Genomic DNA, 10,304 nt, shown 5'->3' with positions numbered 1-10,304 from the left:
GGCCCGCCCCGGCCCCTCCTCGACCGGCCGGACCGCTCGCCTCACCGGGGCCGGCGGTTCCGTCACCCACGGGACCGACGGTGCGGGGCCGGCGCCGCAGACCGAGGGCTCCGCGGCCCTCCGTCTGGTTCCCGGCGGCGGGACGGGCCCGTTCGCCGGTCAGCGCGGGAGGCTGGCCGACGGGTCGGGGGACCGGCGGGACCCGGCCGCACCGCGCAGGTCGTCGTGGCCGACCGTCGCCGAGGAGCAGCCCGCCGACGACCGTCCGGAGACGCCGGTCCCGTATCAACTGCCGCCGGCGCCGCCGCTGATGGTCGGCCGGTCGGCGGAGGTCGGCCGGCTGCTCGCGTCGGCGGAGGCCGAGGCGGCGGTCTGCCTCGTCGAGGGGGCGGGCGGTGTCGGCAAGTCCGCGCTCGCCCTGCACGTGGCGCACCAGATCGCCGGGCGTTACCGCGGCGGCTGCCTCTACACCGACCTGCGCGGAGCCGCCGCCGGGATCGCCGCAGCCGAACCCGCGGACGTGGTGGGCCGGTTCCTGCGTGCGCTGGGCGCGCCTACCGTTCCCGCCTCGCTCGACGAGGCGTCGGCGCTGCTGCGCAGTTGGACCGCCGAGCGGGGTGTGCTGGTGGTTCTCGACAACGCCGCGTCGGCGGCCCAGGTCCGGCCACTGCTGGCCAGCGGCGCCCGGTGCACCACGATCGTCACGAGCCGGTGGATGCTTCCCGACCTGGACGCGACCGCCCGGATCCGCCTCGACCCGTTACCCGACGACGCGGCGCTCGCCCTGCTCACCGGGCTGACCGGTGCGAAGCGAGTGCGGACGGAGCCGGCTGCCGCGACGACAGTGGTACGCCGCTGCGGCGGATTGCCGTTGGCGCTGCGGATCGTCGGTGCCCGTGCCGCGGCCCGGCCGGACGCCTCGCTCACCGGCCTCGCCTCGCGAATGGATGACGAGGGTCTACGGCTGGACGTCCTCGAGGTCGGCGACCTCTCCGTGCGGGCCAGCCTGCACCTGGGCTACCAGGCCTTCGAGGACGCGCCGCAGGCGGAACGACGGCAGGCGGCCCGGCTCTTCCGGCTCGCCGCGCTGCCGGACTGGACGCACTTCACGTCGTACGGCTGCGCGGCGCTCGCCGAGCTGCCGCTGGCGGACGCGGAGCGGGCGCTGGAAGCGCTGGTCGACGCGTACCTGGTCGAGTCGGCCGGCGGCGGTCGGTACCGCCTCCACGACATCGTGCGGCTCTACGCCCGGGAACGCGCGAACGCGGCCGACGACCCGGCCCACCAGGAGACGGCACTCGGTCGACTCACCGGATGGCTGCTCGCGGTGACCGTCAACGCCGCCCGGCTGCTCTATTCGCAGGACACGTTCGGCATCGGCGAACCGGTCACTCCGGCACGTCCAGGTCCTCCGCTCGGTGACACCGCGGACGCATGGGCCTGGTTCGAGCGGGAGCACACCAACCTGCTGCTGGTGGCCCGCCAGCAGACGGCGGCCGGCCGGACCCTCACCGAGGTCAGCGACCTGGCCCTGGTGGCGGCCAAGTTCCTCGACTACGCCGGTCACATCGCCGAGCAGCAACAGTTCGGCCAGCTCGCCGTGACGGCGGCGAGCCGACACGGCTACCGCTCGGGCGAGGCCTCCGGGCTGAACATCGTCGCGGTGTCGATGCTGCGGCAGGGCCGGCTCGACGAAGCGATCCCGCTGCTCGAGCGGTGCCTGGGAGTCCAGCGCGAACTCGGCGACCGCAGCGGCGAGGCCGCCATCCTGAACAACCTCGGCAACGCGCTGCGCGACCGCGACGACCTCACCGGCGCCCTGCACCACCTGGAGGCCGCGCTGGTGATCCGTCGGGAACTCGGTCAATGGCACAAGGAGGCGTCGGTGCTCGACAACCTGGCCCTGGTGCACCGGGCTCGCCACGACTACTCGCGGGCCGTCGCCTGTCACGAGGCGGGACTCGCCGTCGCCGGCGGCGGGACGGATCCGTTACGTGAGGCCCAGGCGCTGGTCAACTTCGCCGAGACGCTGCTGGCCGCCGGCGACCACCGGGCGGCGATCCGACGCGCGGGCGAGTCGCTGGAGATCTGCCGGCGCTACGCGCATCAGCGGGGCACGGGCCTGGCGCTGCAGACGCTGGGCGACGCCCATGCGGGTCTCGGTCACGACGACGTGGCGCGCCGGCACTGGCGGGAGGCGCTCGCCCGGCTCGACGGGCTGGACCCGCAGGCGTGCGCGCGGCTGCGCGCCGCCCTGGCGACGGCCGGGACGGAGCCGACCGCCCACCGGGAGGACGCTCCGTGATCGGCTCGTGACCTGCGGCAAGGCGGCGGGCGTGATCGCGGAACGGGAGGTCAGCGCTAGGCTCGCAGGCATGCCGGACACCCAGTACGAAGACCTGCTCCGCCACGTCCTTGCCACGGGCGCCCGCAAGGCGGACCGCACCGGCACGGGAACTCGGTCGATCTTCGGCCACCAGCTGCGCTACCGGCTCTCCGACGGCTTCCCGCTCATCACGACGAAGAAGGTGCACTTCCGCTCGATCGCGTACGAGCTGCTCTGGTTCCTACGCGGCGACGCCAACGTCACCTGGCTCCGGGAGAACGGCGTCACGATCTGGGACGAGTGGGCGGCGCCGGACGGTGATCTCGGCCCGGTCTACGGCGTGCAGTGGCGGTCGTGGCCCACCCCGGACGGCGGGCACATCGACCAGATCAGTGAGGTTCTGCGTACGCTGCGTGAGAACCCGGATTCGCGGCGGATCATCGTGTCCGCGTGGAACGTGGCCGACATCCCGCGGATGGCGCTGCCGCCGTGCCACGCGTTCTTCCAGTTCTACGTCGCCGACGGCAAGCTCTCCTGCCAGCTTTACCAGCGCAGCGCGGACCTCTTCCTCGGCGTGCCGTTCAACATCGCGAGCTACGCGCTGCTGACCCACATGATCGCCGAGCAGGTGGGCCTCGGGGTCGGTGACTTCGTCTGGACCGGAGGCGACTGCCACATCTACGACAACCACGAGGAGCAGGTCCGCACGCAGCTCGCACGCGACGCGAGGCCGTTCCCGACGTTGAGCCTGAAGCCGGCTGACAGCCTCTTCGACTACACCTACGAGCACTTCGCGCTCGACGGCTACGACCCGCATCCCGGCATCAAGGCCCCGGTGGCGGTGTGATCGGGGTCGAGTGGGCGCAGTCGTCCAACGGTGTCATCGGCCGTGACGGCGCGCTGCCCTGGCACCTGCCGGAGGACCTGAAGCACTTCCGCGCCCTCACCTCGGGCGCGACCGTGCTGATGGGTCGCCGGACCTGGGAGTCGCTGCCGCCGCGGTTCCGCCCGCTGCCGGGTAGGCGCAATCTCGTGCTGTCACGTACGCCGCAGGAGGGCGTGGAGACCTTCCCCGACCTGGCGCAGGCGTTCGCGGCGGTGACCGGCGACGTGTGGGTGATGGGTGGCGAGGCGGTGTACCGGGCGGCGCTGCCGTTCGCGGACCGGATCGTGGTCACCGAGATCCAGGAGCACTTCGAGGGCGACACGTACGCACCCGAGGTGGGGCGCCCGCCGGACTCCACCGGGGAGTGGCTGGAGTCGTCGACGGGGCTGCACTACCGGTTCCTGACCTGGGGCTGAGGTCTCAGAGCCGGTAGTAGGCGTCGATGGGGGCGCGTGCCTCGTCGAACAGCGCCGGGCCGTCCTGGGGAACCGCGGGCCAGGCGCCCGAGGCCGGGTGGAGTTCGACGAGCTGATCGGTGGCCAGCGCGTAGACGACCCGGCCGAGTCCGGAGCGGGCGATGCCGCCGGCGCACATGCCGCACGGCTGGCAGCTCGTGTACATGGTGGTGCGGGCGGCTGTGTCCGGGGCGAGCTCGCGGGCCGCCCAGCGGGCGAGCTTCAGCTCCGGATGGGCGCTGATGTCGTTGTCACGCCGGACCGTGTTGTGGGCCTCGGCGAGGATCGCGCCGTCCGGGCCGGCCAGCAGGGAGCCGTAGGGGGCGTCGCCCAGGGTGACGGCGTGCGCCGCGATGGCGATGGCACGCCGCAGGAGTTGCTCGTCGGCAGTGGTGATCACGATGATCTCCTCCAGTGTGTGGCCAGGGCGGTCGGCGCCTGGCACGCCGTGCCGGGTCTGCCAGCATCTTCCGGATCGATCGCCACGGGTCCCGCTCATGCGGTGGCCCGACGCCGGGAACGACGGGCCAGGTTCCACCACCAGAGCTGCTGTACGGCGAGGGTGAGCAGCCCGGCCAGTACGATCGCGCACACGTTGATGATCAGTTGGAGGGCCGAGCCGCCCGCCTCGTCCCAGACGCCGTACGCCCCGGCGACCGCGACGTTCGCGGCCGCCGGGACCGTCGTGACCGAGATCAGCACGCCGACGAGGCTGCCGGACTTCTTCGAGGTGAGCGAGAGCATGCCAGCGACTCCGGCGAGCAGACCCACCACCCAGGAGAGCGCGTCCGGGCGCCAGATGAAGTCGGTCAGCGGACGGTCGGCCAGCAGCATCGCCCGGTTGACCAGGCCCACGGCGGTCAGCGCCCAGGTGCTCAGCACCGTGGCCACCATGGCGGCGAGGAAACCCACCACGAGGGCCTGGAGCGACCGCCACACGGTGTCGAACCGGCGACGCAGGAGCCCCACGCAGATCGCCGCGAGCGGCCCGAACTCCGGGCCGACCACCATCGCGCCGACGATGAGGATCGGCTGGTCGAGCAGCACCCCGATCCCGGCGATCATGGTGGCCACGATGATCAGGACCAGGTAGGTGCCGCTCAGTTCGGTCTGCTCACCGGTCTTCGCCGCGACCTCGTCCCAGACCACCGCGTCGGCGCCGCTGCCGGGCGCCTCCCGCGCCGCCCGGTCGGCGGCCACCGAGATGGCCAGCTCGACGTCGTCGGCCGCGATGCCGCCCTGCGCCTCCACGCCCAGCCGTTGCAGGCCCTGCAGCACGCTGTCCGCGCTCTCCCGGACCACGTCGCAGGTGATGAGGTCACCCGCGGGCTGGCGGGCGGCGCCCGGAAGCACCACCAGATGCGTCACGCCACGTTCGGCGACCAGCAGGTCGGTGACCGCGGCCGACTGATCCGGCGTCGCGATCACCCTCAGGTGCAGCACGCTCTCCCCCTCGAACGACCGGCCGATCCTCCCTCGCCCGGCCAGCCGTCGGGACTCTACCGCCCGATCCGCGGCCGGCGCGGACCCCGTACGGGCCCGGGCGCGGCGATCGGCACCCGCACGATCCGCTCATGAGACAGGTGGCCCTGGTCAGCAGCGGATCCGTGCCGCCAACCGGATGTCGGCCGGGCCGCTCCGGTCCAGGTAGGTCGACTCGGCGAAGGAGAGGAAGCGTTGCGCGTCGGCCGCGGTCGAGGCCAGCCCGAAGGAGATGCGTACCGCTCCGCCGGTCGGCAGCCGCAGCGTGGCGAGGTGCGCGTCGATCGTCTCGGCGTGCGTGAGGATCGCGCGGCGCAGCAGGCCCGGGTCGATCCCGAAGGCCGCCTCGGCGGAGCCCGGATTACAGAAGCAGCCGGTACGCAGGGCGAAGCCGGCCGCCGACGACTCGACCGCGACGAGCCGCTCGTCGACGAGCGAGCCGTCCGGATACAGGAAGTTGAGCGCCACGGTGCCACCCCGGGCTTCCCCGGTCGCCGGTCCGTAGACGCGCACCAGCGGTCGACCGTTGCGGTGCCGCCGCGCGGTCAACTGCCCCAGCAGCCACTCGGTGAGCACTCCGACGCGGGTGTGGACGAGGTCGACTCCGATCGCGTCGAGCCAGCGCAGCCCGAACTCCACGTCGGGGATGCTGAGGAAGTTGAGGGTGCCGTCCTCGAATCCCGATTCGTCGCCCATCGGCTGGTGCCAGTCACCCTGGATGCTGACGGCGCGGATGGTGCCGCCGGCGAACCAGGGCCGACGCAGCCGGGCCAGCGCCTCGCGCCGGGCGAGCAGCGTCCCCACGCCGGTGGGGTAGCCGAAGAGCTTGTACCAGCTCAGGCAGACGAAGTCCGGCCGGACGACGCTCAGGTCGAGCCGGTTCGTCGGGGCGAACGCGGCGGCGTCGAGCAGCACGTCGTACCCGTGCCGTCGGGCCAGGTCCACCCAGGCCAGCGGATGCTGCACGCCGGTGAAGTTGCTCTGCGCCGGGTACGCGAAGAGTCCCGCGCCGCGGGACCGGTCCCGGCGGGGACGGGCGGCCGGGCCGCTGGGGCCGGCGGTCAGCGCGGCCGTCACGTCGGATTCGGCCACCCGTAGCTCGGGCCCGCTCACCGGCACGTAGCGGACCGGCGCGTGAGCGGCGCGGGCGTACTCCCGGATGCCGTTGACGGAGTTGTGGTTGTCCCAGGTCAGCACGAGCGGGCAGGCGCGCCCGAAGGGGTAGGCCTCAGCCACGAGGCGGCAGGCGCCGCTGGCGTTCGGGGTGAAGATGACCGCGTACTCGGCCGGGTCGGCGCGGAAGAAGTCGAGCACGGCGCGTCGGGCCGAGTCGACGAGTGATCCGGCCGCCTCGGAGGTGGGGTTCTCCGAGTGCGGGTTGCTGTAGAGACCGGCGAGCAACCGGTCGTGGTGTGCGGTGACCTGCGCGCGGGCGGCCACCCCGGCGCCCGCGTAGTCCAGGTAGACCCGGCCGTCGCGGTCCAGGTGGCGGTACTCGGTGGCGCGCAGCTCGTCGATCCGGGCGGTCCGGGCGTACGAGGCGGCCGCCGCGACACCGACGCCGGCGGGTGCTGCGGGGGCGTGTTTTTCGGTCGTCATGTGGGGTGCGGCCAATCCGGGCGGTGGGTCGAGCCGTCAACCCCCCGAGCATCACACGACATCGATGTAACCTGTCTGTCGCAATTCCGCCGCTCGGCGGAAGCCTGACCGGACGGCCCATCGTGGCGCTCCCCCGGTCGGCCGGTCCGGCTCAGGGCGCCCCGGTCGAGCTTGCCGTTCGGAAGGCTCGGCAGCCGCGGCACCCGCTCGAACACGGTGGGCACGGCCACCGCCGGCAACCGGTCGAGCAGATGCGCCCGCAGCGTCTGCTGGTCCACCGGTTCGGCGCAGACCACGAACGCGACACCCTGGTAGGGGACGGCGACGCCGGCCAGGAGCACCGCCGGGTGGGACATCAGGGCGTGTTCGATCTCGGCCGGTTCGATGCGCACGCCGCCGACCTTGAGCTGCTCGTCGATCCGCCCGTGGTACCGGAGCAGGCCGTCCGCGCCCACACTGACCCGGTCGCCGGTGCGGTACACGGGACCTCCGGAGACCACGCCGGGCGAGCAGACGCAGAGCTCGCCGTCGTCGACCGAGATCGTGGTGCCGGGGATGGCCCGGCCGATGGGGACCGGGTCCTCCCCCGCCGCGCACCGGTGCACGGTGCTCCAGACTGTGCACTCGGTCGGGCCGTACTCGTTGTAGAGCGTCGCCTGCGGCATCCGCTCGTAGTGCAGGTCGACCAGGTCGGGCGGGCAGCTCTCGCCGGCCACGATCACGGTGGAGAGGCTGCGTATCGGCGACCGAAGCGTCAGCCGGTACAGCGACGGGACCATCAGCGTGTGGGTGGGCCGGTGCGCGTCGCCGGCGCGGAGCAGTGCCCGCACGTCGAAGGGCCGGTCGCTCGGGATGATCAGGGTCCCGCCGGTGCACAACGTCCAGTAGATGCCGGCGACGGAGCTGTCGAACGAGATGGACGAGCAGAGCAGGAACCGCCTCGGCGGGAGGCCGTAGTACGCCAGCCGGGCGCCGGTCGAGTAGCTCAGCGCCGCTCGTGACACGGTGACCGCCTTGGGCACGCCGGTCGACCCACTGGTGAACATCGTGTAGGCGTCGGGTCCGTCGCGCCAGGGCGAGGAGGTCGGCGACAGCGACGCCAGCAGCTGCTCGGTGAGGGTGACGCGGGCGCCGCTCCCCGAGGCCATCAGCTCCCGGCGGCCCGCCGGGAACGCCGCGTCGACCGGGACGTAGCGTGCTCCCGCCCGCAGCACCCCGAGCATGGCCACGACGGCCCACCGCGACAGCCGGGTGTGCACGATCACCGGCTCCCCGACGGCCACGTGCCGCCGCCGGAGGTGGGCGGCGACCGCGCCGCTGAGGCCGTCCAGGTCCGCGTAGGTCAGGGCCTGCTCCGGATCCACCACGGCCGGCGCGTTCCCGTGGGTGCTCAGCTGGGCGGCCAGCGTCTCGGGGATCACCGCCGCCTGCCCTCGACCGGCATCCGCTTGATACCGCCCAGCCAGTTCGACCGGACGCGCTCGATGTCGCCGGCGAGTTCGAAGGACGCGAAGGTGGTGAAGAGCTCCTCGAAGAAGACCCGCAGCGTCAGTCTCGCCACGGCCGCTCCCAGGCAGTAGTGCCGCCCGTCCCCGAACGCGAGGTGCCGGTTCGGGTGGCGGTCCAGGGTCAGCGTGTCGGGGTCGGCGAAGACGGACTCGTCGCGGTTGGCCGACCCGAGCCACACCACGACGGCGTCGCCGGCCGCGATCGGTACGTCGCCGACGCTGGTGTCCCGGGTCGCCAGCCGCATGAAGTGCCCGGCCGGTGAGGTGAAGCGCAGCGCCTCCTCGACCGCGCGGTCGACCCGCTCGGGCTGCCGGGCCCAGTCCTCGTAGCGCCCGGCGCGGATCAGCTCGGCCAGCGTCGCGCGGGGCACGTGCGGTATGGCGGCGCTGCCGCCGAGCAGCAGGCTGTAACAGTTCGCCACGACCGCGCCGGGGCGCAGCGGCATCGCACCCAGCACGTCCACCAGGTCGCCGCGTGGGTGCCGCCGGTGCGCCAGCACCAGGTTGAGCAGGTAGGCGAAGAGCTCCCGGTGCCCCCGGTCGAGGGTCGCCGACGGGCCGTCCGGCAGCACGACGTCGGGGTCGTGCTCGGCCACCGACATGGACACCCACCGGGCCAGGTCGGGCCAGTCCGCGACGGGAATGCCCATCAGCGGCCCCAGGAAAGCCAGCGGAAGGGCGGAGGTGATCTCGGCGAAGTCCACCACTCCGTCGGCGGGCCGGAGCAGCTCCCGCACGAAGGAACGGATGGCGGGTGCGTGCCGGGCCACCGCCCGGGTGGTCATCCGGTGGTGCAGCGGCCCGCGGATGAGGCCGTGTCGCGGCGGGTCGCTCGCCGCGAACTGCTGGTTCTGGGCCGGCTCCGGACGGCCGAGCATGTTGAGCATCACCCCGCCGGTCGAGGTGAACCTGCTGTGGTCGTTGAGAACGGCCCTGGCGTCGGCGTAGCGGGTGACGGCCCAGAAGCCCGAGCGCCCCTCGACCGGCTGCCAGCGGACGGGATCCCACCGGCGCAGCGCCCGCCAGAGGCTGTGCGGGTCTCCGACGCCGTGGAGGTCGGGGTCGGCGAGGTGGAGCCTGCCCGGAGGGCGGGTGTGGCCGCACGGTGGGGTTCTCATGCGGCCAGTACCTCGTCGACCAGCTCGGCGATGGTCGGCTTGAGGAAGAGCACCGCGGCGTCGACCTCGACGCCGAGCCGGTCGTAGAGGTCCATCAGCAGGTCGGCGGCGAGCAGCGAGTCTCCGCCGAGGGCGAAGAAGTTGTCCTCGACGCCGACCGGTGTGACGTTCAGCTTCTCGCTCCACAGCCGGGTCAACATCGCCTCAAGCTCGGGTCGCGTGGGCATCGATCTCCTCCCATCGGTCGATGAACCGCCCGATCAACGCGCGCATCTCGGCCTCCCGGTAGGAGCGGTGGTGGCGCAGGCAGACGGTGTACGCGCCGCCGGCGCCCGGCTCGAGCCAGAACGTCAGCCCGTTCACCGGCAGCACCGGGCCGCCCAGCCCGAGCCCGGGCGGGATCGTCAAGGGTTCGATCCCACCGCCGGCGGGCACCTGGATGACCTCGAACTGGGCCAGACTCGGCCCGCCGTCGGTGAAGAGCGCGTCGGCCTGCGGCACCGCGTCCAGCAGCACCGGGAACGGAATCTCGTTGGCGTACGCCTCGGCGAACGCGCCGTGCACCGCGTTCACCGTCGAGGGGCCGAGCCGCACCGGCAAGACGTTCATGTACAGCCCCACGGTGTCCCAGTCGGAGCGGCGCCGGCCGTGGGTGAGTACCGGAACGACGGCCTCGCCCTGGCGCAGCGGGTCGAGGGCCCGGGTGAACGCGGTGAACAGGACGACGAACGGGGTGCTGCGTACGGCGCGGGCGACCGCCCCCGCCCGAGCCTGGGTGATGCCGCTCGGTGCCCGGACCTCGGCCGTGCCGACGTCGGCGCCGCCGCCCGGGGCGAGGGCCGGCACGTCGGTGAGCACCCGGTTCCAGAACGGCGCGAAGCGGGCGACGCGGTGGGGTGGGTGGGTGGCGGCGCTGTCGCGGTACGAGGG

Annotated in this window: 9 protein-coding genes and 1 pseudogene; 3 read left to right on the top strand and 7 right to left on the bottom strand. The window is 73.1% G+C overall.

Translation table 11 applies throughout. The features are described 5' to 3' along the window. The 3 genes from E1211_RS26850 to E1211_RS26840 all read left to right on the top strand — a co-directional run. A partial coding sequence (locus tag E1211_RS26850) for a tetratricopeptide repeat protein (protein ID WP_132352140.1) occupies positions 1-2,305 on the top strand: 2,305 nt, incomplete at its 5' end. A 70-nt stretch (positions 2,306-2,375) separates the two neighbouring features. After that, positions 2,376-3,173, top strand: coding sequence for a thymidylate synthase (locus E1211_RS26845; RefSeq protein ID WP_132352138.1), 798 nt, complete (start codon positions 2,376-2,378; stop codon positions 3,171-3,173). After that, positions 3,170-3,628, top strand: coding sequence for a dihydrofolate reductase (locus E1211_RS26840; RefSeq protein ID WP_132352136.1), 459 nt, complete (start codon positions 3,170-3,172; stop codon positions 3,626-3,628). Before E1211_RS26845 ends, E1211_RS26840 begins: the two co-directional genes overlap by 4 nt. A 4-nt stretch (positions 3,629-3,632) precedes the next feature. Here the strand turns inward: E1211_RS26840 and E1211_RS26835 are convergent, their stop codons facing one another. From E1211_RS26835 to E1211_RS32745, 7 genes and pseudogenes are all read right to left on the bottom strand, one after another. Further along, positions 3,633-4,067, bottom strand: a complete 435-nt coding sequence (locus E1211_RS26835; protein ID WP_132352134.1) for a nucleoside deaminase — start codon at positions 4,065-4,067, stop codon at positions 3,633-3,635. A gap of 95 nt (positions 4,068-4,162) precedes the next feature. Beyond that, entirely contained in the window at positions 4,163-5,110 is a 948-nt protein-coding gene (locus E1211_RS26830) for a DUF389 domain-containing protein (protein ID WP_132352132.1), read from the bottom strand. 150 nt (positions 5,111-5,260) lie between these two features. Continuing rightward, entirely contained in the window at positions 5,261-6,748 is a 1,488-nt protein-coding gene (locus E1211_RS26825; RefSeq protein WP_132352130.1) for an aminotransferase class V-fold PLP-dependent enzyme, read from the bottom strand. Beyond that, positions 6,745-8,169: an amino acid adenylation domain-containing protein gene (locus E1211_RS26820; protein ID WP_165947351.1), complete on the bottom strand. Its 1,425-nt coding sequence runs from the start codon at positions 8,167-8,169 to the stop codon at positions 6,745-6,747. The genes E1211_RS26825 and E1211_RS26820 overlap by 4 nt, the downstream gene beginning before the upstream one ends. Continuing rightward, the gene (locus E1211_RS26815; RefSeq protein ID WP_132352126.1) at positions 8,166-9,374 is read right to left on the bottom strand and encodes a cytochrome P450; all 1,209 of its coding nucleotides are present in this window, start codon (positions 9,372-9,374) and stop codon (positions 8,166-8,168) included. Before E1211_RS26815 ends, E1211_RS26820 begins: the two co-directional genes overlap by 4 nt. Next, positions 9,371-9,601, bottom strand: a complete 231-nt coding sequence (locus E1211_RS26810; protein WP_132352124.1) for a phosphopantetheine-binding protein — start codon at positions 9,599-9,601, stop codon at positions 9,371-9,373. Before E1211_RS26810 ends, E1211_RS26815 begins: the two co-directional genes overlap by 4 nt. Next, positions 9,579-10,304 (bottom strand): annotated as a pseudogene (locus tag E1211_RS32745) (hypothetical protein); the annotation flags it as partial. The pseudogene E1211_RS32745 and the gene E1211_RS26810, both read right to left, overlap by 23 nt.

This window comes from Micromonospora sp. 15K316, assembly GCF_004348525.1.
Taxonomy (GTDB): domain Bacteria; phylum Actinomycetota; class Actinomycetes; order Mycobacteriales; family Micromonosporaceae; genus Micromonospora.
This window is presented reverse-complemented; position numbering and strand designations above follow the sequence as displayed.